We start from the raw sequence: 21,488 nt of genomic DNA on the forward strand, positions 1-21,488 counted from the left end.
TCTAAAATCTTTTGTTAAGTAATTCATTTATTGAGGTTCCCGTTTTTTGAGTAGTTCGTTCGCCTTATCAATAACTTTTTCAAAAGCTTCTTCTTTATCTTCATCCCATAGCTCCCATTTAACGCCACAAAACTCGAATGTATCCTGTACACTGTAAGAGGTTACCGAATCATGCGCAATGGGCAGAATCTCAATACCTTTCATAGTGAGTTCCTTTACTTGATTGTCAAATTCTTCGTCTTTCATATAAATAGTATGTTTAGAGTAGCCTCCAGCCTGCTGATGTAGCTATAATCCGAATGGCTTGATATTGAGTTGTTAAACTATATGTACTGGCACCATTTATATTGTCTCCAGAAAAAGGGGTAATAGTCACCGTTGTACCTGCCGCATCTTGCTTCATAATTGCGTATTGAGTACCTATATTGGCACTAGCCGAAGGCAATGTCAGTGTAAGTGTCCCAGTAGTGAAAATATAGTGGTGAGTTGCATCTAGCGTTGTGTTGGTAGTGACATTAGTTACATTGAATTTTACACCAGCTGCCAGAAATAGCTTCCCGGAACTATCTGCCACAACTAACTTGGCAGCACCTGCCGCATTCCGGATTACAAAAGCATTCGCAGATCCGTCCGCTGTTGCAGCCCAAACTTCTAGTGTAGCACCTGGCAAAGGCATTCCGGCTGAGTTATCCATACCAATTCCAACCCTTGTCTTGCTTACGGTTTGATTAGATAGAATAACATGATCGTCTGTGCCCAAAAGCTTATGTACCCAATTGAACCTTTTCGCGTCTCTGGTTGGATCTGTTGTGATAAAACCAACTCCTACATCGGTTGGGATTGTTATTTCAAAGCGTCCCATCTCAGTACCCGCGCTATTGCGGATAATATTAACCTGAGTACCATAATTGGTGAAATACACTCTGAATTTGTCACCGGCAAACCATGTTTTGATGTTTGTAACCGCTGATGTGATTGCTGAGTTAAATCCGGACGGTGCCAAGAATCCTCTTGCATTACGGTTATTACGGATTTTATTGAGTACAAACAAATCTCCTATCTGATTCAAATGCGTTCCATCTGTTAGCATTCCCATGTTAGAATTGGGATCTAATCCATTTCCTGAATCAGTAGTATTAAAACCTGTTGTACAATCAATTACAGTCGTAGCTTGAAAAGTATTATTTATATAAGTAGCAAGAGGTGTTACAGTCGCTGTAGTTCTAGGTGTTGGTGTAATGTGTTTAACATGTATACCTGCTGCCTGAAATTTGCGTGTAAGAGCTAAGTAATTAGCCTGCCATGTTGCCGTTGCGACACCTAATGCAATATCGTTACCTCCAATATTTAGCCAGATTTCCTTTGGATTCGCTGCAATAATGGCATCAGAAGCATCTAAGGCAGATTGTGTAGTATCTCCACTACCTGCCCAAACCACTATTTTACGAGAAGATTCTAATTGCAATTGATCTGGCCAACGTTCGCCAGGCGCATTTCTGCCAACTCCACGAGTATTACTGTCTCCAATGATGACAATTTCCGGATTTTTAATTTCATCAGAGTAAACACTAAAATTATCTACATCTACAGTCCCTGAGATGGCATAAAATCCAAACTTAAACACACCTATCATATCACCATAGGTATCCCTTTCTGTCGCGGATGTACCTAATGAATGAGATAAGGTAATAGATTGACCATTAGCAGTATTTAATAGGGTAACTGAGAATGTAATCTTTGAAAAACCTATAAATACCTTCATTGCGTCACCGGCTGCAAAACTAATATTCTGAGCACTTACGCTTTCACCTACCAATGCAGGAGAGCTACCTAATGATGGTTTAGGTGCATATATTCTTATTTGACCACCACTACCAGTCAAATTGATATTAATTAGGTTGTTTCTCAGATATAAGGGATTAGATCCAATATGAGCAAAACTATAGGATGCTGAAGATGTGATAGGTGTCATATCCCAACTTGCCTTATAGTTTTCCAGATTGCTAGGTCTTTCATATTGGGCATAATCTGTTGCAACTCCTGTACCTGCTAATCTAAGTTTATTGGATACAATAGTTATTGTAGATGCATTGCCAAACTTTGTCCAGCTGCTTCCTAATGATGCTCTGTTAAAATCGTCCCAGATAAAAAAACCTAATACATAAGCCTGTCCATATACATCATTAATAGCGGAAACTATACTATCTTTTCTTAGTTGGACTAAAGAAGATAAAAGGCCAATTAAGGATGCAATTCGATCAACAGCAGATGTAAAGGTTGTCAATCCAGCAGAAAGCATTCCAGCCCAAAAACCAGTAGCATTATTAGAATCTGATGGCGTATAACTATCTGGGCCAGGAGGGCCTTGTGCTCCCTGAGCACCAGTAGCTCCTGTTGCGCCTTGTGGGCCTGGAGCTCCCTGATCTCCTTTATCCCCTTTTGGTCCAGTCGCGCCAGTAGCACCCGTATTTCCTTGCGGACCCTGAGCACCTGTTGCACCAGCTGGGCCTTGCGGTCCCTGTGGACCAGCATCTCCCTGTGGACCTTGATCACCTGTATCACCTTTGGGACCTTGTGCACCTGTCGCGCCTGTAGCACCCGTTGCGCCAGTGGCACCTTGTGGGCCTGTTGCACCCTGTGGACCAGCTGGGCCTTGTGGACCTTCAGGACCAATTAAGGATTCCAGCCACTGAGCTTCATCACCTTCAAATCCATTTTCTACAGCGATATCATAAGCACTTTTGCCAGCACCTATTTCTATATCACCTGGATCTTCATAGCTGCTACCACCCACCTGGCGCCAGATATCAGAATCTTTTCTGAGAATGATACTATCCTTATAGCCTCCTTTGATCTGATAAGGAATACCACCTTCCATATCAAAGGTTGGTTCCTGAAACAGGAAATTGACGTTGTTAGCGACAAACTCATATTCTCTGAACTGTGTACCACTTGTGATACCAGTGATAGTAACATCAGATGAAGCAGTCAGATCAATGATATCAAAGCTTTCTTTTCCAGTCAGATCTATGACAGTTCCAGTAACTGTGATGCTGGTACGTGTACGAGTGCCGGCTGCACCAGCTGGACCTTGTGGACCAATAGCACCTTGCGGACCTTGTGGGCCTGCCGGTCCCTGTGGACCTGTTGGGCCAACTGGACCTTTAATACTTACACCTGTTCCCCAGCTTCCAGAAGTCTTAGGTCCATAAAACAAAGCATTGGTGAGATCAAAATAGAAATCACCATTTGTGCCAGAACCTGAAGAAGGAGCTCCATTTCCGGATAAAATTGTTTTACCATCTATACCTGGATTCCCTTGTGGACCTGTTGCACCGGCTGGGCCTTGCGGTCCCTGAGCACCTGCATTTCCTTGTGGACCCTGTGGACCTGTTGCACCCTGTGGACCAGCTGGGCCTTGTGGACCTTGTAAACCCTGTGGACCTTGTGCACCCCAAATACCAACAGGTGAACCCCAGCTACCATTGGTTTTAGGTCCATAAAAGGTGTAGTCAGTTTTATTTATGTACCAATCACCATCATTACCAAAGCTGTCAGAAGGTACACCAACACCATTTCTTAGGGTTCTGCCATCAGCACCTGGAATACCCTGTGGACCTGTCGCGCCAGTTGCACCTTGTTCACCTTCTTCACCTTGTGGACCCTGTGGACCTTCTACACCTGGTAAACCTGGATCACCTTTGTCCCCTTTATCACCTTTTTCACCAGGCAATCCACGCGGACCAGCTGGACCTTGTGGACCTGTTGCGCCAGGCGTTCCAGGTGCTCCTGGATCTCCCTTTGGACCTTGTACACCTTGCTGAAGCTGAAGCTTATCCCAGCGTATAAATTTATTCTGCTTATCCGGATTGGGTTCATCTACATCTACAATCGGAATAATATCTTCTGCCGAAATACTCTGGGCTTCTTCCAGTTCGGTTATTTTTTTATCTTCCATAGCTATAATTTGATTCTTGCGCCTGATTCGAGTAATAGATATCTGTTGCGTTCTGCCAGCTGGCTTTCAGAGATTGGCAGTTTCCCAGAATAGAAATAAGCTTCGTGGCGTGATTTGCCAGTAAAAGTAACTGCAATGCCATTTCTGCCAGAGGTCGAATCTTTTGTATCTAAAGTCCGCTCAAAACGCAGGTAATGCTCAATACTTCCAATTAGCAGGCGTTGGCCATTGTTGTCATCAGCAGCGAAAACCAACTTTCTTCTTTTCATTAGGCCTAATACTCTTGCCAGGGAAGGTTGATTTTTAGGAAGAAAGCCTTTTAACTCCATATTGAAGGCTTCACCATGTTTGGTTTGTTGCATGGTTTCCTGATATCCCAGTGATTCCAGACTGAAATAAGCCTCATACCATGTTTTACCTGGCTGAAGCTGGATATCCTGATAAATTTCATTATCGAGAGCTGGAGGGATATAAATAATATCTTCAGTAGGAATGAAGTTAAGCTTTGCCAAACCTCCAATATTATCCCCAATCTCGTATCTGTTGATAGATTGCATGATCAATTGAGATTAAGGGTAATTTTCATCTTAGAAAGCCGGCGCTGTTTTGCTTTCCATTTATGCCAGCGGATGGTATTCGGATTCGTGGATTTTGTCCTAGTTGGCTCTTGTTTGTTTTCACCAACAGAAGGGACAATGTTCCCGAAAATTTTCACATTATTTTTCTTCTCAAACCGGTAAAAAGCTTTTTTCAAAGCTTCATAAGTAAGTCCATCCGTATGCAGATCATACCTTTCCATAAATTCTATAATCGCATCCTTGCGACATACACCATACGCCAGGCGTAAGTACATGTGTGTATAGAATTCCTGTTTGATCAGATGATCAACAAAGAAGTTAAAGTGAATAGCTGCTTCATTATCTACAAGGCAGCCTACTTTTTCAAAGAAATCTTTTGATACCAGGAATGTGATCTTACAGGTATGCTTGTTTTCAGAAACCTTCTGCACCTTTGCCGGCTTTGATATTTTGCTGGCTACGTACTGCGCTATCGGATCTTGTTTGGAGCCACGTAACAGGATTCTGTCTGATCCATATTTTGACTTCAAATAAGAATGAATGTGGGGTTTGACGGGTATATGAACGGCTAGTTGCATACTTAAAATTACCCCTGATTGTCCCACCAACGGGAAGCCATAGAAGCGCCAGCGCCTGTATGTAATGTTTGCTCTGAAAAAGATAGATTTTTAATACAGAAAAAGCTGTTTATAACAAAAAAACACTGCCTGAGTGTTGGCAGTGTTAGAGAATAAGGCCTTATTTTAGCCTTAATTTAGTATCAATTAGAGTAAGCAACAATTTCAAATTCTATCACCCATACCCAGGGATTAAAAAGCCAATTTGCTTTTCCATGAATTTCACACCAGAGAGAAGCCCAGTGAGCAAACATAAAATCATGTTCCGTAACCCCTTCTTTAGAACCATTTTGGTAAGACTCTGGCATAAACTTAAATGGGCTATCAGCTTTTCCCAACACAAATAAAACACCACCTCTTTCACTGACAGGAACACGAACACCTTCTGCCTTTATATCTTCAGTACTAATAGAATGCAGTCGTTCTACTTTGACATCTTTAATTCTTAACCAAGTCCTGGCAGCTTCTTTTGGCATGAATCGGGATGATTTCCAACTAAAGCCGGCTGTACTTCTTTCCCAACTAGCCTTGAAAATATACCACCAACTATCTTTCTCAATATGTGGGATAGTGGGATCATGCCAATAAGCAGTACGTGGCACTTTTGCCCATGGTTCACGAACCCAAAGTAAATCACCCTTTTTCCCGTATGGACATAAAATAGGTTCTACAGAAACATCCAACTTAAGATCATGAAAGCAAGCATATAAACCATCTTTTTTGATATGAGACTGCTTATCTTCTTCCAGATTAAATAAACCATCTAGCCTATATCTATTGGGATCTTGATTAATAATCAGATCATTTGCAAATAATCTTCTGGTTTGAGTTTTCTCGTTTTTATAAACCTGCTTTACCAACTCTACCTTTAGAGCTAGTGGCTTTTCATTAGTTTTAGTTTTTACCATGTTTTTAGACTTTTGGATTTGAGTAAAAGTTCTTTACTACTAATTTTTATAGCTCCAGCCTCCATTGCTTTCCTTACCTTCTCTGTATCTCTGACCACCTTACCACGTACAACTTTAGCCAGATCATAGTGAGGGTGACCTTTACGGACACCCTCAAACCAACATTTCTTTACACCTAAACTCTGAGCAAATTCATGTAACTCCTGTAATGAATCCGCTACCATGTGAATGCCATCTGTATAGATCATGAAAAGAATACATCAAAGAACCCACCCCAGGCTAAAAGCAGTGTTAAAATGATACCAACCGAATGACATAACCACGATCTGTTGTATACGTTGTCACTTTGCCATTATTCCGAAAACCTCTATACAACAACCGAAATAAGAGGTACAGTACTATAAATTGTGGTATCATTTGCTATTGATATAAAGGTTCCACCATTGTCTGATAAAAGGATATTCTATGGCCAGCTCAAAAATGAAGGCTGGTATCTTACCTTCTGTTTTCGCCTGGCTGATCAGTCTTGCTTTCTCTGTTATAATTTCGAAAGCACCAGACTCAGGAGTTTGCCCAGGAACGATCCTGAAAACTTTGGCAGCCGTTTGTATCTCTGTCATAAAATCAGGATATACATTGAATTCAAATTGACCAGCTGCCAGGTGAAGAATAGCCAGCAGTGTGCTGGCTCTGTCTTTGCTCATTAGTGCCATGTCTAATTGAGCATAGGCTTTTTGAAGATCAGTTCTGTGACTCATATTTATATTGATTTTGTAATAATTAGGTTAGAGAAGCTACACAACGAGATACTAGTAATTCCATAGTAGGAGGCGGATTAGCATTGCCAATTTGTCTTTGCTGTAATTTCTTACTACCCAGTATTACATAATCAGATGGGAATCCTTGGGCTTTGGCTGTTTCAGATGGCTGTAGCATCCTGAAATAACAATCCTCTATTTTTGGTGCTGTCTCTATCAAGCTAATGCTATCTTTTGTCGGAATAGTAGAAGTAGGATCTAAAACCAAAGAAGCTTGCTTTTTACCATGATAAGGAGCCAAAATAATACTACTATGTATACCTCCAGTTGTGACAGTGGATAAAGGATCTTCAGCAGAATGGACTTTACTATTTCCATGATGTATTCCGAAAAATGGAGTTACCATTCCTAAAGATTGCTGTGTAGTTTGAGTCATTAGTACATTCATCAAGCTACGTGTTCTATCGCTTTTCGAATGTGTATAGGCTGTTTCCAAGACAAAAGGCTCAAATAGATAGCTATTATTTACCTCGGTAGTTGGTTTGCTATATTTCTGTAATCCATATTTGATACGAGCGATGGTATTATCACAAAGATCCTTCATCTTAAGCTTGTGTCTGTCTGCTATACGAACCATAGGAATGGTAAAGTCAACAGCATTAAGTGCGGCATAGTAATAGGGAACTACTTCAGTGTTACAAATTGAACATTGATATATATACTGTTTTTTGTATTTGCCATATTTTGGGCTTTTAGGCTTCCATGCCTGATATGCTTCTACTTCACCACATCGAATACAAGGTGCTTTTGGCCTAATTTGAAGATTAGGTTTTTTATTACCTTTTTTCCAGAAAACAACATAGATTCGATCACGGCTTTGAGGCGAAAAGCCAGATATACCTTCACCATGAGCAAATTGTGCATTTAGATAAACACACTCATGCTGATAGCCTAGCAGATGCATCGCCTTTAGCCAAGCATCCCACATAATCCAGTCTCTGACTTCAACTACATTTTCAGTAATAATGAATTCATAATTATGGATTTCAGCAAAACGAGGCACATCCCACATAGTTGCTCTACTTTTGATAGCAGATGGATCAAAGGCCTTATTCTGAAAGATATCCTGTTGATTGAGGTTTTTACGTTTTTTTCCAGACCCTCCCGAATGCTTTGTACATTCAGGAGAAGCAATAAGGCCAGTGGTTCTATTGTACCTGGCAGGATGTGTTTCAGAAATATCAGCACAGTCATGGTGAGTGTCCGGATGATTTGTATTATGGGATTCAATAGCCAGCTTCCAATGATTGAGAGCGTACTTTACTTCAACACCAGCTACTTTTTTTGCGCCCTGGCTACTTCCACCACACCCACAAAACATATCTGTAAGTGTAATTTGATTTGAATTCATAAATTATTTAGAAGGTTATATATTGTTGGTTTTCACTTAATTTCTTGCCATACTTTTTCCTCTGAATATTGTCTTCACGATCATAATTCAGATGGCAGGCTTGGCATAAGGCTTTCAGGTTGTTGAACCTGTTATTTTTTACATCATGATCCAGATGTGCTATTGTCAGGATCACTTTAGTGCCGGTTACTGTGGTCAATTCTTCACCAGTGAAAATATCAGGAGTAGTAATTGTCTCAATTGATTTGGGATGCAATTCGTGATTATCTGCACCACAGCTTTCACATTTATTACTAGCCCGTTTTAAGATCAGGCGTCTGATCAGAGTCCATTTCGGATGATAATCCTTGTAGTCTATTGGCATGGTTTATATAAAGTCTGTTAACCTTGGAAGAAACTTGAACAACAGCTATGAAGTAGATATAGAATAGAGTACTAAATGTGGATTCAGAAAGCCATTCAGGTTCTTCCTGCATACGATCAGCTTCTTCATACATGTTCAGCAAAGCCTTTTTAGCCCGATCTTCAGCAGTACTGTGGGTATCGTATATGCTTTCGAAAGTAGCCAGGCGTTGCTGGCCACTTCCATCTACATATTCCCGAATGATTGCATAGGTCAAAAACCGTTTCATCTTTCTTCAGCCATTTTTAGAAAATTCATTTCCTTTATCTCTCTTGGAATGAAGGCAGCCAATTCACCTTCTAGATTTAAAATACCCATCTTGCATCTGGCTAAAGAATCATATCTCTGTTCCATCAACAACTTAGTCCGTACTCTGTGAAGGTTTCTGTGTCTCTCCATTGCCTTCATTAGCAATTCAAGCTGAAAGTCTTGCATGATCTTCGTCCTGGCTATTTGCTTCTTTCAGTTTATCACTGAAAAAAGCCATTGTGCTAAATAGATTTTGAAGGGCTGAATTGTACTGTTCTTCAGTAGCTGGTAGGTACAATTTCTGTGTAGATTCCAAACGTTCTGGTGTGAGTTTGGTACGGTAAAGACAATAGTCAAAGAAATTGTCTTTTTTTAAGGTACGTACATAGACCATAGTGGACGCATCCAGCATTTTGATATGTACAGCGTTGTCATCAGAGCGAAAAAACAACGGAAAAACAATTATTTTTTTTTCTTCCATAATAACTAAAATTTAGCTTTGGAGATTTTGGATTTTTGGATAGTGGTTTTATTTAACTATTTATTAATGAGATTATTAGGTCAATCATTCCTTATTTTAGTATCCAAAAAAATCCCTCATTTTGGGCCTTATATCCAAAAAAATCACCCACGTAAATTTTCCCGTTTTGGAGTTTTTTGGATATAAAAGAAGTTTTTTGGATATAACTGGATTTCTTGGATAGGAATGGATAGTACTTTTTATAGTAGATATTATGTATATGAATAGATATAGCTATATAAAATTGTACTGTATCCAATATTCCAAAGTATCCAAGGCTTTTTCTAGTGATTTACTTACCAGACGCTATAGAAAATTTTTGTAGTCGATGTCAATCACTCCTTCAGATTCGGGTAGGTCTATTCCCATTTCTTTGTACTTTCTTAATCTTTCAGTAGCGTCTTCCATCCTTATTAGATTGATATTTATCTTATTGTACACGAACTGCGTGCACCACGAATACGAACCGTCTTTGAACATCTTTTTAAGCTTTTTTACAAAGCATTCCGGATCTAATTGCAGGTAGTCTTCCAGTGTGGATTTTGCCAGAACATTGGGATCTCGACGCATGGCCATTTCTTTCATATACAAGCCGTGGATATTCTGCACGCGTAAATACACATAGCCATCTTCCAGCATAAAATCCTTTCCTTCTGCAATGGCTCCTTCATTAAACAGAGATTCTACTATTTCCCAGAACTTTGACACGTCGTCAGATCCTTGAAGTACTGAGTGCTGTATTTCAATGTTAGATATCAGAACTTCAAGAAAATTGTCTTTAGTAAAAGGGAGTAGATCCAGCTTGCAGAAAATAGAAGCAATCGCATTTAGAGAAGCATAATTGATCAGTAGCCTATCATCCATTTTAAGCTTACCTACTTTCTGACTTAGGATTTTGTAGGATTCTTTAAAATTTTCCGGAAACTGTTCAATCACTTCCTGCCGGTATAAAAGCATGTCTACAGTAAGGTGACTGATACCAGCTGCTTCCATTTTCTTCAGCTTCTCAAATTCTTTCTTCTGATCAGCAGTGAAGCTGGATTCTTTGAAAGTGAGTAAAACGACACGTGTAAATAGAGCTGGTTCAATAGTGGGCATTTCTTGTCCTGACAAAATACAGCCAGACCTGATTGGTGTTGTATGAGTCTGAAAAGAGTTATCTGTTTTGGCTCTTTCACCACCCACACCATCATAGACGTTCTTTAAAGATTCTATGATCTGCTTATTCAGGTTGTTTTTGTATTCATCCAGCCAGACTATTGCATTTGCGAACTGGGCAAACTTGCGCATAAAGCCTTTTGTTGTTCCGGTACCACCCAACATGAATTGATCCTGACCTTCACCAAAGAGCTTTAATATAGATTGTGCCATTGTTCCCTTTCCTGATCCGCGTTGTCCATACAAAAACAGGATAGGAAAACGTCTGTCCATGGCATCATAGATTACATCTCTGAACAAACACGATAGATAGAAAGCAATACCAATCTTCCCACGTTTCTTATACACTTCTACAAACTGATTAACCCAATCTTTAAAGATGATATCTGATTCCATGTATTTGAATTTCTTGTCATTCGAAAACATTTCGTCTTTATCACCAAACATCTGCGATTGTGCAGGAATAAAGTAGTTGATATCATTATGATCAATGATTCCATTATCATCAGCTTCTTTGAATTCCACTTCTTCCTCCTGGCCAGAAACATCAATCAGCCCATTGGAAAAGCAGTAGAACTGGCCACGTTTGTGATATCCCAGAAAGTCAATCATGATTGAAAACCGTTCTTCCCGTTGTAGCTTGTCCTGGAGTTTATACAGATCTGTTTCAGATCCTTTAAAGATGAAGTTACCACGCCTGGCGATTACCTTTCTGAAACTACCTACAGATGTAAAATCATCTGTGTTAAGCGCAATCTGGGTTTTATAGCCAAACTTGTTTTTTACTTCAATCATCCTGTAAGCGCTATCCTGGCTGGTTTGAACGTGATAAAGGATCTTCATCAGAAAGTTGGAAACTTCATACAGCTGACCTTTGGGAGCTACAGACCAGTAAGATCCTTTTTCCGGATCTTCAAAAAATCCGAACTCCATATAGTCATTCATGTCTACACCATTAGGCAGCTTGTCTTTTATTTCAGCTTCTGGATCTCTCTGTTTCTCTGCCTTTGTTGTGATATCATTATCCCTACACATTTTAAAGAACTGTACAGGGGTTTTGGCTGGATTCTCTTTCAGATAACTTTCAAAAATCTTGTGAGCTGCTTCTTCATTGAAAGTTTCCATCAATTCAGCTACCTGCAGAAACATCCCTCTCCCAAATTCTCCAAATGTTGCCAGGCTGCTGGCTACTGTGTTCAGATCACCATTGCTTTCTATTATGTTCAACTTCAGATTCTTAATCTGATTGACTAGCTTTTTTGCTTTATCGTAATGCTGCTTTTGTGCATAGTCCCAGTCTTCAGGCTTACCAATAGAGATAACTTTAGCTTCTTTATTGGCAGGCTCCTTTTCAGGCTGGGCTGGTTGTGTTCGTTTTGTCCGTGAAATCATCTTTAGTTGGTGGGATTATGCCAGCTTCAATCCAATCCTGTTTGGTTACTTTGGGTGGATTAGCCAGCATTTGTTCCTGAATCGCGTTAATAGCTGCGTAACCTTTTGCAAGGCCGGAAATCATTGCTATTTCCTGATATAGTTCATCTATGATGGCTTCAGAATGATTGATAAAATCGACAATGGTTTGAGCCTGGTTATCTTTCTTTTCCAATAATGCTTCCATCCCAGGTTTCTTACCGATTCTATCTAATTCATCTTCCAGTTCCTGAACTACATTCAACAGCCTGGCCTGAGCTCTGACAAAATCTGTTTTAAGCTTTCGGCTTCTGTCTGAAAGTTGCTTCATGCAGCTACACTGGCTGGCTTGACTTCTTCAGCTGGCTGGGCTCCCTGTTTTCTTTCTTCCTTTTCCTTGTGCTGAAGGATGGCTTCTACTACCTGTAATTCTCCCAGGCGCAACAACAGACAATTATTAACTAAAGTGAGTTGTTGCAGATTTTCTTTCATGAGTGGGAGTATTTCACTGTTAGGAACAGTTTTCTGAAGATCTGCTATCTTTCTGCTCAGTGATGATATACTATCATTAAGAGCAATAGAACCTTGTGAAAGCTGATCTTCTGTAAGGTTGGAAAATTTGGCAACTGCTATATGATTCATATGTGTGGAGAATAGAGAGTTAGAAATGATGTTTGAAAGTTTTATTACGCTTTACCAAAGCCGGGTAAAACTTCTTTGGGAGTGGTTTAGGCTTCTGTTTCCTGTATTGTCTCTCACTCATGTATTTGTAAGAGCGTTTTCCTCCTTTGTGAAGGCCGGTTTTTTTATCGATTCGCTGGCCATAGACCGGACATAGAAATGCCAGGAAGATCCATACGATCAGTAGTAGGTAGATTTTCATGAAGACAATGGCTGGTTGATTATTAAATAGGCGTTGTTTCCTTTGTATTCTATAGGGGTTTCGGATATTCGGAAAATGGCACTTTCTGTCTGTTCAAGTACCTTTCCCTGGGTAAATAGCTTTCTGGCAAGATCTGCCGAATTGAAATAGACTATTTTCTTATTAGATGTAGTTCTAAGTATTATTCCGTGAATACTATCTGTTGCACTGAGATAGTAATCTTTCGTTAGTGTGTTCTCAATAATGATGATTCGCGGTTTATCGTCGCAAACTCCCAGCTGATTCAGTAAAGAAGCAGACAGGTTGAAAAGCCCACGCCTGGATACGCGTAGTGTGGGCTTTCTTTTTCTTTTTAGAGTAGTCAGATTATGGACTTTTAAAACCATTTAGTATTTCCGGATAAAACAGGGCTAAGAATAAAATCAGGGTGATCAATCCGATTATCAGGCCTCGAAAGAAATACAGCCTTTGTAGCCGGCGTTTATCTTTCTTTCTACACTTCAGTTCCAGGCTTTGCATGTGAAGCATTAGGAACTTTCCTTGGCTGCGATTGGAGTGCATAGGCTAATAGTTCCTGTCATTTAGCCAATCTTCTTTATCATCCGGATCTGGTTTAGCCGGCACTGTAGTAGCTGCCAGTTGATTTTGCTTATTCAGTTCAAACTGTACAGTTCTTCTGACCTGTTGTTCTACATCATAAGGAATGATAGGAGTAGATTTTAAACTTTCAGCCACCCTTCTGGCATATACTTCTGTAGTGGGATTCAGAGCATACATTGCAGAAGGATTAAACATGCGTGTAAACGCTGGGATAGTTTCCGTTTCCGGAACATCTACTTTAATCAAAGTAGCGCCACCAATAACCATTGTACTGATCATGCCAGCAATCTTGCCGTGACCCATGAGTTCCAGTACTCCCCAGGTCTCTATTTTCTCTTGTTCTTGCATTTTGGAAGAAAGGATAAGGGTTTAAAACTGGATTAATCAACATCTACGACATGGCCACCACGTGATAGTTCATCACTTTCGTCATATTGGATTGACGAGTATGGCTCTATTTCTGGGACTTCTACTTTTTGAAATTGCTCATTTAAAAAATCAGCCATTGTATCGGTTTCGAAAAGCATGGCAAAGGCATTAGCCTGGAGTTTGTCTGGAAAATTCACTGTTACTGTGTACATAACATAGGATTTTGAAATGGGTAATAAATATGTAATGAGTAAGCTGGTTTCAGAAGGACTTGATTTTGTATGGGCAAAAGGATTCCAGTGCACTTAAAAAGTGCTTTTTTAAAGCTCAGAAGTTGTATGGGTAAAGGGAAGTAAGAGTTATCCTTTAAAGAAAGGTCCTAGATCTATAATCTCTAAAACTGTGAAGTTTGCAAGAGCATCCCAGCCTTTTAGAGCTTCCTTAGTTGTTTGCATGGTTAGTATTATAGTTCCGGAAAAATTAACTACTTGTGATAGTAAAGGTGATAGCGGAATATCTTTGGATCTGAGAAACCGACAAAAAAGCGTTTTCAGAAGTGCATCTATATTTGGAACTCCATCAAATATCAGATAATCAGTTTCAGAGGTAATGATAATGTCTGATAGATCCTTACTCTCTACAAAAACACGTTTTTTAGCAAACTGGCTAAAATGTTCTGCTACAGCTGTTTTTCCTGAACCTTGCTTGCCAATTATGAGAATTCTTTTTCCTTTCATGATTTTACGAGAGTTCCAGCTAGTACTTCTGGAGATTGAGTGTGCAGATAAATCAAAAGTCCATTTGTATCCCCTCCTATCTTTTTCCAGTTTTTGTAATCATTCTCACACGCCTCATAAAACTTTGGATTACATCCACTAACAGCCTTATAGAAGTATTTTTTAGCTCTTTGCTTGTGGATCTTATGTCCATCTGCTCTACTCCAAAAGTCTCCATCATATTTTACATGCCAGATCTCCATAGAATAAAATCGCATATGACTACGATCCTTTGCCTTTCTTGTGAGCACGATCACTAACCTCTTATCTGTTTTCCGATTTAGGTATTCTTTAGCCCAACTCTTGAAAGTAGCCACTGTCTGACTGTACGAGTAATCTTTACCTGCTTCCTGTTCATCCAGGTAAACAGATATCTCTTGCCTTTCTCTGATTTCTTGTAGGGTTTGACCTAAGTTTTCCATGGTTTTACTGGATTTAGTCTATGAAAAAATGAGATTCATCGAAATGCAGGATTACTTATACAGTAGTTTTCTCATTGAGCGCTAATGACTCTGTATATTCTTTTGCTATCTGGTTAATGAGTTTAGCCAGATAGCGATTAAAGCGAATTCGCCTTTTCACTAGACTTACATACACTGTATTGATAGGCATTCCTGTTTCGGATTGGGTGTAACCTTCTTCAGCAGCACGAGAGATAACCATATTAGACCAGCCATTTGGTAGTTTAAGCTCTCCGTTTTCTATTGGAAGTAGCATTATCCGCAGATACTCTACATCAGATGCAAGTTCTAGATTTTGTGTAATCATAGATTTGTTTTATTATTGACCTATTGTTATTATGTTGTTACAAAACTACTATCATTCCCAGGGAACGCAAACCAATTTAGAAGATATTTCTTACATAATGCCAGAGTTCAAGAAAATAGATTTAAAAAGGCTTGACGTCGTTATTAAATCACTAAAAGACAGATTATTAATCAGAAGTCAGGCTCATTTCGCTGCTTTACTTGGCGTTAAAGATCAGTACATTACAGATTTAAAAAAGGGTAAAACTCCACAAAAGGAAGAATTTCTTACAAACCTATACGATACATTCCCCCAGATCAACAGAGACTTCTTGGAAACGGGTGCGGGAGATCCATTGAATCCAATAGATATAATGACTTTCACTCATCCAGACAATGATCATTCTGTTAATGATAATCAGACAGAATACATTGTTTCTAAAAATGGAGATAAAGAATCAGGAGTAGTTTATTATAAAGAATTGGATCTTGTAGATCTTGACAAGGTTAAAAGAATCAAGATTCCAGTAGTAGAAATAGAAGTAGCAGCTTCTTTCGTTCAAAATGTGAACGGACAATATAGTATTAATGATGTGGCCTTTAATAAAGAAACCATAGAAAGAATTCCTGGTATAAAATATACCAGCCTAACCTTAGTATTTCAGATTCGTGGTGATAGCATGTATCCTAATTATCGGGAAAGAGAAAAAATTCTATGCACCTGGATAGATACTGATTGGTGGGATATAGTTAGAGATGTATGTGTAGTCAGTCTGAAAAATGGAAGCCTGATCTTAAAACGAGTTGTTGCCAGTGACAGAGAAAAAGGTACAATCGTACTTAAGTCAGATAATGAATTGTATGGAGATATGACAGTAAATATTGATGAAATTCAAGGTATGTGGCGTATGGAATACTTTGTTCTTGCTTTTAAGCGCTAAACTTTAATTAAAGTTTCGTGATTCTTTGTGCACTTTTTAAATATAAAATCATCTTCTATGCTTCAATTTTTTACACTCCAAAAATGAAAAAGTGGATTTTAATTGTCGTTGCCGGATTAGTTATACTTGGCATCATTGGTAATTTCCTTCCTAAAACTAAAGAACAATCAGATCTGGCAAATCTCAAAGATTACCTAAATGATCATAACACCAATCTTTGTGCCTTCTCTAAAGAACTAGATGAAAAAGCTCTGGAAATAAATCATGAGGCTGACGAAAAGTATGGAGAGATCCCACAAGGCCAGGATAAGTCCTATGAGAAAGTAAAATTTTCAGAAAAGAGGCAACTTGAAGAATTCCCAAAGCTTTGTAAGAAGTATGGAATGCCTGATAGTATTTCTTCCATAGTGACTATTTACGCCCTGAAAGAGTGTAAGTAGATATCTGCTACACAAAACCTGCTACAACTTTTCATAGTTAAATACCTGATAATCAACTAAGACATTGGTAAACAAAAAAATCTCGTCTTCGGCACTAGAAAAAAACGCTTGTATTCGCAATACAGGCTTTTTTTTTGTCTTCTCAGCAATTTGATACCAAAATTGATACCAAATTACCGTATACCAAAACACTCGCACGTATGGCTAAAAAGCCTGAATGGATGCCCAGTTTTGAACCGGTTTTGTATGATTACAAAGGTCGCTGGGATAAAAGATGGTTCATCAAATATCAGGTCTGGGATACAGATCTGAAAAAATTACTTCATTAGGATCAGTGTTAATCAAATCCTTAAAAGCCTGCTCAGTCATTCCCAGGTGTTGAGAAAATTTATCAGTAGACTTGGAGGCTGTTAATAAGATGTTTGATAACCCACCAGCTGAAATTTCGGCAGACAAACCCAATTCCTGAAAAGCAGCACCCAGACCCAACGTTTGCCCAATCTCAGGAGCCAAATTTCCAAGTTGTCCAATACGTGAAGCAAAGTCAGCCACCACAGGAGCTTTAGCAGATCCGGTGGCTCCCAGTTCATTTAGCGCAGAACCTATTTTGTTAATAGCAGTACCCGCATCCAGATCTTTGGTTTCCTGAAACAAGGATTTCAGCGTTCCCAGTTTACCCGCTACTTCTTCAGCCCCGCCCGAAAATTCATCTCCCAGTGCAACCACTGCTTTATCCGTCGACTCTACAAACCCGTCCATCTCTTTTGCTGCAATACCTATCTGCCCTCCTACTTTGGCAATTTCCAACAGATCTAGTTGTGAGGTCCGGGTATCCAGATCACCAATCCGATCATTCAACGCCTGTACTTCATCTGCTGTCATTCCTGTGCTTTTCCGTATGTCAGCAAAGGAATCAGAATAGGTTTTTGCCAGCTCGTAAGCTTCTTTACCGAAATTGATCACAGCCATGACAGCCATTCCAATGGCAGCCACAATACCCCCGGCAATGATGCTACCCAATGAACTCCAGGAGGAACCGGAACTTTTAGTTACCTGTTCTGAAGTAACAGCTACATCTTTCGAGGCTTTATCCAATGCGTACACATCGTCCTTAACATCTTTGAGCCTTTGCCGTACAGATTTAAGTTCCTCACTCTTTTTAATAAATTCTTCTGTACCTTGTGGGAGTTTCTTTAGTTGTCCATTCAGGATTTTTACAGCAGACTCCATATCTTTAATAGAAGAATCTACTTTTTTACCCTAGACAATAATTTCGACCTCACGGGTTTCTTTCGTGGTTGCCATTATAATTCGATGGTTACAGTGCTGGTGATTTGCTCTAAAACAGAGAGGGATTTATTGCCTGCATTCTCTTGCAGGATCTGAGCGAGAATGAAAGTCTCCTTTGCAATCGTCTTTGAATACCACTTTTTAGCCCTCCGGCTTTTTTGCGCTACCTCCTACCAACTTGGTTACTACGTTACTGCCAGATCCCAGCCGTTTGCCTTTCCCCACTCCCATATCAGAAAACTTGCCATACAACAGATATAACATGCGAATCTTCACACTATCTCCCCCCGCTTCTGCCTGTACAAAAGCCTGAAAGGAACTGCTCAGGTTACCGGATTTTCTAACTTTGAGACGCTGTAATTCCGATCGGAATTTCTTACAAGTGACCGCTGCCCATTTGCGGGCAACCTGTTCGTTCGTTGCTGCCATGATATAAATTTGGCAGAACAAAAGGGGGAATAAAAAGACGGAAGAATCCCACAGAAAAGTTATTTTTGTCAGATAACCATACTCTATGAAATTCTGTTTTTTACTAGCTATTCTATTTTTCTTGTTTACTTGTCGTCCTGCTGCTGAGAGAAAAAATGATCATTTGAATGATACCATAAGCAATAAGCCAGTAACTGCAGTGTATAAAGCGTCTGAATCTGAGACAATGCCAACTAATCCCCAGCCTGTTATTGAAGCAAAAGCAAAAATTATCAAAGACACTATAACTATCAATACTGAGAAACTTGTTCTGTCTACAGATGTGAATGAGATATTCTATGGATTAACCACACTAAGGGGAGATACAATTATAAAGTTTGAAGAATTCTATAATGATGCTATCTTTCCGGATATCAATGGGGATGGATACAAAGACATTGAAGTGGAGATTATTTCTAATAATCCTGATTTTGAGACATATTTGTTTGATCCAAAACAAAGAAGGTTTCGTTATCTGGAAAATTGTGATTTAGCACTACAAAGAATAAAAGGGACTCACTATTACTATTCCTATAATGCTGCCGGATGTGCAGACTATAACTGGGAGAGTCATCTGTCTAAAATTGTTAATTATCAGTTGATTGTAATGGGACACATAGAAGGAGATGCTTGTGAGCCAGATTCAACCAAGAACAAAATCAGTATCTATAAAGTACGAAAAGAAAAAGAAATGCTTTATAAATCACTCCCTTATCAAAAGTATATCCCTAAGTTCGAAGCTAAGTGGGATTTTATTGATAGATATTGGAGAAAGAATTACCAACAGTTTGCATACTAAACCCATTCTCTCCGTTAACAATAAACAATATATATATAAATTAACCCAATAAACATACCGACAGGAATGCAACTGTGGAAAAATATTTCGTCCCATGAGGCAGAGAGAGGTTGAAAATTTTCATCATATTCTTCGTATAGCTTGTGTACCTGAAGAATTTTATTGTATTGCGGGTTTTCTTCTTTGTACAGAATAACTACATCTTCCTCATAAACAGGAAAATAACTCTTTTGTGTTGCATAGTAGAATTGCCTATTGAATGCGACAAACTGATACTGAACCTCATAATATTTATCTCCACCACTATCTGAGGTTTCAATTTGCTGATCGAATTTTCCAACAGCCAGATGGCCATATTGCATCAGATAGTTGTGTCTTTTACCCAACCAAAAACAAATAAACAATGCTCCAATGCCGAATAACAGCATAAACCAACTTATAAATATAGATTGCAGGTTGCCTGAACGAGTTCGCATTCCCAACACACAGGAACTAGCTGGATTACTCACCACATATTGTATTTTCAATGTATCGCCAATATGGGGTAGATTTCTCTTATTCTCCTCTTGAAAGGATACTCCTGTGAAACTTTGATTCTTGAATTGAAAACGATAATAAAAAGCATAAGTTGGCAGTTCGCTTTTTACTTTCATATCAATTGTACGAATATCTGTTAGTGTGGCTTGAGTGTATTTATATTTGACACCAAACCGATCAACTTCTGTGGGATTCAGTAAAGAAATATCCCAATCCACATTTAAAAACCATTAACACTCCAAAACATATCCATCCCCATAGAAACAACTGCAATAATGGATGACCTAACAAAAATAACAAGTGTACGAGAGAGAGGAACTTTGCGAGGGGGAGTGGATAACGTATAATGGCTAAGGTTCATAAAGGAGGCATAGTTGAATACCATTGTCAAGATACAAGGAAATCTTTACACAACTACTCACACTGTAACTTTCCTTAAATCTATTTTAGCCTTACCAATTCCGTCCTTGGAAGAAATCGACAAACTTATTTTCTCATAGAAATACTTCGAATGATCAATCATGATTTTCTGAGTAGGTGACAGGTTCAACAGATCAGCCATTGTCATAAGTACTGACCGCTGAATGGTTCGTGTCTGATTCAGAAAAGCAATCCATTCTTTCCAGTTGTTTTCGTACAACCCCCACTGGCCTGCATAGTGTAGGCTTCTATCTGTGAAGGGTGAACCTGTATAGTTTTCATTCACAGCGGAACCCAATGGATAGGAATTACCCATAGAATCATTCTTTAACCCAGCGTATAAAAGCAGTCTGAGAGAGAATTTATTATTATCACCCGTACCTACAAAGTTACTACTCCCCTTCTGCTCTGTGGCTGGCACAAGCCAGCTCCTGCCCCCTTGTGGTACCCGAACCATGTGAAGCGTAGATGCTGTAGTGGGTATCTGTTCCCCTCCTGCCCCAATCTTATACTCTGCCCAATCCGTATTCAGTGTCTTATTCAATTCATCTTCTGACTCAACAGTCTGTTTCAGGGTAAACCCTGTTTTCTCCACCGTTTCTTCTGAATAGGCTCTTTCTGTCTGCTCTGTCCAGTCTATGTAGTCTGTGGCCTGAATGCAATCTTTGTAGAGAATAATGTTGAGTACTTTATTCTTTACATCGAAATCATATGCCAAGCCAAACAGTTGCTGGATGGCTGTAAAGAATTCAGATACCTTGATATCTGGCACATGCTTCTGATAGTTGAGTGTCCCATTCGGGGGAGCTCTCCCACCTGTATCCAAATGCAGCACATGCCCTACTATATTCGGGTGATTGTCTGCTTGTCTGGCAAATACGCCCATTTCCTGTGTTCCGGGTGATCCGCAATAGGTTTCCTTCATAATGGGTCCCTGAATGGGAATCACCGCAATAGATCCGGGTTCTGCCATATCAAGGGAGTCAAACCGTTTTGTCTGTCCATTGGAGGAAGAAATGGCATAGAATACAGGTTTTTCTTCTTCCTTTTCATCGTCATCAAACCACGCCACAGGTAACCGGGCAGCCGTAGGAAGAAACGCTGCTGCATAGTTCATATCTATAAGCCACAGACCGCGACGAAGGGCAGAAATAAGTTTGAAATTGTTGCGTGCCATTTACATGGTGATTTATGTTTGGTTCAGGTATTGTCCCTGTTATAATCAGCAGTACAAAATTTCAGATTCGTA

Annotated in this window: 28 protein-coding genes; 3 read left to right on the forward strand and 25 right to left on the reverse strand. The window is 39.4% G+C overall.

Going from position 1 to position 21,488, the window contains the following annotated elements; translation table 11 throughout:
* Window positions 1-27: 27 nt before the first annotated feature.
* The 21 genes from QNI22_RS07440 to QNI22_RS07540 all read right to left on the reverse strand — a co-directional run bounded on the left by QNI22_RS07440 (window position 28) and on the right by QNI22_RS07540 (window position 15,366).
* The gene (locus QNI22_RS07440; protein ID WP_314510009.1) at window positions 28-246 is read right to left on the reverse strand and encodes a hypothetical protein; all 219 of its coding nucleotides are present in this window, start codon (window positions 244-246) and stop codon (window positions 28-30) included.
* A gap of 13 nt (window positions 247-259) precedes the next feature.
* Window positions 260-3,958, reverse strand: a complete 3,699-nt coding sequence (locus QNI22_RS07445; RefSeq protein ID WP_314510010.1) for an SGNH/GDSL hydrolase family protein — start codon at window positions 3,956-3,958, stop codon at window positions 260-262.
* A 2-nt stretch (window positions 3,959-3,960) separates the two neighbouring features.
* Window positions 3,961-4,515: a hypothetical protein gene (locus QNI22_RS07450; protein ID WP_314510011.1), complete on the reverse strand. Its 555-nt coding sequence runs from the start codon at window positions 4,513-4,515 to the stop codon at window positions 3,961-3,963.
* Window positions 4,516-4,517: 2 nt separating this feature from the next.
* Window positions 4,518-5,114, reverse strand: a complete 597-nt coding sequence (locus QNI22_RS07455) for a hypothetical protein (protein ID WP_314510012.1) — start codon at window positions 5,112-5,114, stop codon at window positions 4,518-4,520.
* 182 nt (window positions 5,115-5,296) lie between these two features.
* Window positions 5,297-6,061 carry a hypothetical protein gene (locus tag QNI22_RS07460; protein ID WP_314510013.1) on the reverse strand — a complete coding sequence of 255 codons (765 nt, stop codon included), beginning with the start codon at window positions 6,059-6,061 and terminating at the stop codon, window positions 5,297-5,299.
* Complete coding sequence (locus QNI22_RS07465; protein ID WP_314510014.1) at window positions 6,055-6,309, reverse strand: DUF4031 domain-containing protein; 255 nt, start codon at window positions 6,307-6,309, stop codon at window positions 6,055-6,057. Before QNI22_RS07465 ends, QNI22_RS07460 begins: the two co-directional genes overlap by 7 nt.
* A 165-nt stretch (window positions 6,310-6,474) precedes the next feature.
* Window positions 6,475-6,819, reverse strand: a complete 345-nt coding sequence (locus QNI22_RS07470) for a hypothetical protein (RefSeq protein WP_314510015.1) — start codon at window positions 6,817-6,819, stop codon at window positions 6,475-6,477.
* Between the two features lie 22 nt (window positions 6,820-6,841).
* Window positions 6,842-8,230 carry a DNA cytosine methyltransferase gene (locus QNI22_RS07475; protein ID WP_314510016.1) on the reverse strand — a complete coding sequence of 463 codons (1,389 nt, stop codon included), beginning with the start codon at window positions 8,228-8,230 and terminating at the stop codon, window positions 6,842-6,844.
* A gap of 7 nt (window positions 8,231-8,237) precedes the next feature.
* Window positions 8,238-8,594 (reverse strand): HNH endonuclease, encoded by a 357-nt coding sequence (locus QNI22_RS07480; protein WP_314510017.1) that lies wholly within the window; start codon window positions 8,592-8,594, stop codon window positions 8,238-8,240.
* Complete coding sequence (locus QNI22_RS07485; protein WP_314510018.1) at window positions 8,524-8,862, reverse strand: hypothetical protein; 339 nt, start codon at window positions 8,860-8,862, stop codon at window positions 8,524-8,526. Before QNI22_RS07485 ends, QNI22_RS07480 begins: the two co-directional genes overlap by 71 nt.
* A 186-nt stretch (window positions 8,863-9,048) precedes the next feature.
* Window positions 9,049-9,363 (reverse strand): hypothetical protein, encoded by a 315-nt coding sequence (locus QNI22_RS07490; protein ID WP_314510019.1) that lies wholly within the window; start codon window positions 9,361-9,363, stop codon window positions 9,049-9,051.
* Between the two features lie 345 nt (window positions 9,364-9,708).
* The gene (locus QNI22_RS07495) at window positions 9,709-11,952 is read right to left on the reverse strand and encodes a DUF927 domain-containing protein (RefSeq protein WP_314510020.1); all 2,244 of its coding nucleotides are present in this window, start codon (window positions 11,950-11,952) and stop codon (window positions 9,709-9,711) included.
* On the reverse strand, window positions 11,912-12,301 hold the full coding sequence (locus QNI22_RS07500) for a hypothetical protein (RefSeq protein WP_314510021.1): 390 nt from the start codon (window positions 12,299-12,301) through the stop codon (window positions 11,912-11,914). Before QNI22_RS07500 ends, QNI22_RS07495 begins: the two co-directional genes overlap by 41 nt.
* Entirely contained in the window at window positions 12,298-12,612 is a 315-nt protein-coding gene (locus tag QNI22_RS07505) for a hypothetical protein (protein WP_314510023.1), read from the reverse strand. Before QNI22_RS07505 ends, QNI22_RS07500 begins: the two co-directional genes overlap by 4 nt.
* Window positions 12,613-12,631: 19 nt before the next feature.
* Window positions 12,632-12,853 carry a hypothetical protein gene (locus tag QNI22_RS07510; protein ID WP_314510024.1) on the reverse strand — a complete coding sequence of 74 codons (222 nt, stop codon included), beginning with the start codon at window positions 12,851-12,853 and terminating at the stop codon, window positions 12,632-12,634.
* Complete coding sequence (locus QNI22_RS07515) at window positions 12,850-13,239, reverse strand: hypothetical protein (protein ID WP_314510025.1); 390 nt, start codon at window positions 13,237-13,239, stop codon at window positions 12,850-12,852. The genes QNI22_RS07510 and QNI22_RS07515 overlap by 4 nt, the downstream gene beginning before the upstream one ends.
* 178 nt (window positions 13,240-13,417) lie before the next feature.
* Entirely contained in the window at window positions 13,418-13,801 is a 384-nt protein-coding gene (locus QNI22_RS07520) for a hypothetical protein (protein ID WP_314510026.1), read from the reverse strand.
* 32 nt (window positions 13,802-13,833) lie between these two features.
* Window positions 13,834-14,127 carry a hypothetical protein gene (locus QNI22_RS07525; RefSeq protein WP_314510027.1) on the reverse strand — a complete coding sequence of 98 codons (294 nt, stop codon included), beginning with the start codon at window positions 14,125-14,127 and terminating at the stop codon, window positions 13,834-13,836.
* A gap of 54 nt (window positions 14,128-14,181) precedes the next feature.
* Window positions 14,182-14,559 (reverse strand): P-loop NTPase family protein, encoded by a 378-nt coding sequence (locus QNI22_RS07530; protein ID WP_314510028.1) that lies wholly within the window; start codon window positions 14,557-14,559, stop codon window positions 14,182-14,184.
* Window positions 14,556-15,020 carry a hypothetical protein gene (locus tag QNI22_RS07535; RefSeq protein ID WP_314510029.1) on the reverse strand — a complete coding sequence of 155 codons (465 nt, stop codon included), beginning with the start codon at window positions 15,018-15,020 and terminating at the stop codon, window positions 14,556-14,558. Before QNI22_RS07535 ends, QNI22_RS07530 begins: the two co-directional genes overlap by 4 nt.
* A gap of 55 nt (window positions 15,021-15,075) precedes the next feature.
* The gene (locus QNI22_RS07540; RefSeq protein ID WP_314510030.1) at window positions 15,076-15,366 is read right to left on the reverse strand and encodes a hypothetical protein; all 291 of its coding nucleotides are present in this window, start codon (window positions 15,364-15,366) and stop codon (window positions 15,076-15,078) included.
* A 31-nt stretch (window positions 15,367-15,397) separates the two neighbouring features.
* On the opposite strand from QNI22_RS07540, the gene QNI22_RS07545 reads away from it, so the two are divergent.
* Entirely contained in the window at window positions 15,398-16,285 is an 888-nt protein-coding gene (locus tag QNI22_RS07545) for a S24 family peptidase (RefSeq protein WP_314510031.1), read from the forward strand.
* Window positions 16,286-16,368: 83 nt separating this feature from the next.
* The gene (locus tag QNI22_RS07550) at window positions 16,369-16,725 is read left to right on the forward strand and encodes a hypothetical protein (RefSeq protein ID WP_314510032.1); all 357 of its coding nucleotides are present in this window, start codon (window positions 16,369-16,371) and stop codon (window positions 16,723-16,725) included.
* A 282-nt stretch (window positions 16,726-17,007) separates the two neighbouring features.
* On the opposite strand, the gene QNI22_RS07555 is transcribed toward QNI22_RS07550, so the two are convergent.
* Entirely contained in the window at window positions 17,008-17,955 is a 948-nt protein-coding gene (locus QNI22_RS07555; RefSeq protein ID WP_314510033.1) for a phage tail tape measure protein, read from the reverse strand.
* 201 nt (window positions 17,956-18,156) lie between these two features.
* The gene (locus QNI22_RS07560) at window positions 18,157-18,444 is read right to left on the reverse strand and encodes a hypothetical protein (RefSeq protein WP_314510034.1); all 288 of its coding nucleotides are present in this window, start codon (window positions 18,442-18,444) and stop codon (window positions 18,157-18,159) included.
* Window positions 18,445-18,529: 85 nt separating this feature from the next.
* On the opposite strand from QNI22_RS07560, the gene QNI22_RS07565 reads away from it, so the two are divergent.
* A complete protein-coding gene (locus QNI22_RS07565) occupies window positions 18,530-19,282 on the forward strand; it encodes a hypothetical protein (RefSeq protein ID WP_314510035.1) in 753 nt (250 codons plus the stop codon).
* A gap of 14 nt (window positions 19,283-19,296) precedes the next feature.
* On the opposite strand, the gene QNI22_RS07570 is transcribed toward QNI22_RS07565, so the two are convergent.
* The gene (locus QNI22_RS07570) at window positions 19,297-20,037 is read right to left on the reverse strand and encodes a DUF3592 domain-containing protein (RefSeq protein ID WP_314510036.1); all 741 of its coding nucleotides are present in this window, start codon (window positions 20,035-20,037) and stop codon (window positions 19,297-19,299) included.
* 200 nt (window positions 20,038-20,237) lie between these two features.
* Entirely contained in the window at window positions 20,238-21,416 is a 1,179-nt protein-coding gene (locus QNI22_RS07575) for a hypothetical protein (RefSeq protein ID WP_314510037.1), read from the reverse strand.
* Between the last annotated feature and the right edge of the window lie 72 nt (window positions 21,417-21,488).

This window comes from Xanthocytophaga agilis (genome assembly GCF_030068605.1).
GTDB classification, from domain to species: domain Bacteria; phylum Bacteroidota; class Bacteroidia; order Cytophagales; family 172606-1; genus Xanthocytophaga; species Xanthocytophaga agilis.

What these genes read in the sequence shown, in the direction of transcription:
- QNI22_RS07515 (WP_314510025.1), bottom strand. Translation starts at nt 13,239, where the DNA reads ATGGTTTTAAAAGTCCATAATCTGACTACTCTAAAAAGAAAAAGAAAG.
- QNI22_RS07555 (WP_314510033.1), bottom strand. Translation starts at nt 17,955, where the DNA reads ATGGAGTCTGCTGTAAAAATCCTGAATGGACAACTAAAGAAACTCCCA.
- QNI22_RS07550 (WP_314510032.1), top strand. Translation starts at nt 16,369, where the DNA reads ATGAAAAAGTGGATTTTAATTGTCGTTGCCGGATTAGTTATACTTGGC.
- QNI22_RS07490 (WP_314510019.1), bottom strand. Translation starts at nt 9,363, where the DNA reads ATGGAAGAAAAAAAAATAATTGTTTTTCCGTTGTTTTTTCGCTCTGAT.
- QNI22_RS07505 (WP_314510023.1), bottom strand. Translation starts at nt 12,612, where the DNA reads ATGAATCATATAGCAGTTGCCAAATTTTCCAACCTTACAGAAGATCAG.
- QNI22_RS07480 (WP_314510017.1), bottom strand. Translation starts at nt 8,594, where the DNA reads ATGCCAATAGACTACAAGGATTATCATCCGAAATGGACTCTGATCAGA.
- QNI22_RS07520 (WP_314510026.1), bottom strand. Translation starts at nt 13,801, where the DNA reads ATGCAAGAACAAGAGAAAATAGAGACCTGGGGAGTACTGGAACTCATG.
- QNI22_RS07560 (WP_314510034.1), bottom strand. Translation starts at nt 18,444, where the DNA reads ATGGCAGCAACGAACGAACAGGTTGCCCGCAAATGGGCAGCGGTCACT.
- QNI22_RS07455 (WP_314510012.1), bottom strand. Translation starts at nt 5,114, where the DNA reads ATGCAACTAGCCGTTCATATACCCGTCAAACCCCACATTCATTCTTAT.
- QNI22_RS07495 (WP_314510020.1), bottom strand. Translation starts at nt 11,952, where the DNA reads ATGATTTCACGGACAAAACGAACACAACCAGCCCAGCCTGAAAAGGAG.
- QNI22_RS07530 (WP_314510028.1), bottom strand. Translation starts at nt 14,559, where the DNA reads ATGAAAGGAAAAAGAATTCTCATAATTGGCAAGCAAGGTTCAGGAAAA.
- QNI22_RS07565 (WP_314510035.1), top strand. Translation starts at nt 18,530, where the DNA reads ATGAAATTCTGTTTTTTACTAGCTATTCTATTTTTCTTGTTTACTTGT.
- QNI22_RS07450 (WP_314510011.1), bottom strand. Translation starts at nt 4,515, where the DNA reads ATGCAATCTATCAACAGATACGAGATTGGGGATAATATTGGAGGTTTG.
- QNI22_RS07470 (WP_314510015.1), bottom strand. Translation starts at nt 6,819, where the DNA reads ATGAGTCACAGAACTGATCTTCAAAAAGCCTATGCTCAATTAGACATG.
- QNI22_RS07510 (WP_314510024.1), bottom strand. Translation starts at nt 12,853, where the DNA reads ATGAAAATCTACCTACTACTGATCGTATGGATCTTCCTGGCATTTCTA.
- QNI22_RS07440 (WP_314510009.1), bottom strand. Translation starts at nt 246, where the DNA reads ATGAAAGACGAAGAATTTGACAATCAAGTAAAGGAACTCACTATGAAA.
- QNI22_RS07460 (WP_314510013.1), bottom strand. Translation starts at nt 6,061, where the DNA reads ATGGTAAAAACTAAAACTAATGAAAAGCCACTAGCTCTAAAGGTAGAG.
- QNI22_RS07540 (WP_314510030.1), bottom strand. Translation starts at nt 15,366, where the DNA reads ATGATTACACAAAATCTAGAACTTGCATCTGATGTAGAGTATCTGCGG.
- QNI22_RS07475 (WP_314510016.1), bottom strand. Translation starts at nt 8,230, where the DNA reads ATGAATTCAAATCAAATTACACTTACAGATATGTTTTGTGGGTGTGGT.
- QNI22_RS07575 (WP_314510037.1), bottom strand. Translation starts at nt 21,416, where the DNA reads ATGGCACGCAACAATTTCAAACTTATTTCTGCCCTTCGTCGCGGTCTG.
- QNI22_RS07535 (WP_314510029.1), bottom strand. Translation starts at nt 15,020, where the DNA reads ATGGAAAACTTAGGTCAAACCCTACAAGAAATCAGAGAAAGGCAAGAG.
- QNI22_RS07485 (WP_314510018.1), bottom strand. Translation starts at nt 8,862, where the DNA reads ATGAAACGGTTTTTGACCTATGCAATCATTCGGGAATATGTAGATGGA.
- QNI22_RS07545 (WP_314510031.1), top strand. Translation starts at nt 15,398, where the DNA reads ATGTTGTTACAAAACTACTATCATTCCCAGGGAACGCAAACCAATTTA.
- QNI22_RS07500 (WP_314510021.1), bottom strand. Translation starts at nt 12,301, where the DNA reads ATGAAGCAACTTTCAGACAGAAGCCGAAAGCTTAAAACAGATTTTGTC.
- QNI22_RS07465 (WP_314510014.1), bottom strand. Translation starts at nt 6,309, where the DNA reads ATGATCTATACAGATGGCATTCACATGGTAGCGGATTCATTACAGGAG.
- QNI22_RS07445 (WP_314510010.1), bottom strand. Translation starts at nt 3,958, where the DNA reads ATGGAAGATAAAAAAATAACCGAACTGGAAGAAGCCCAGAGTATTTCG.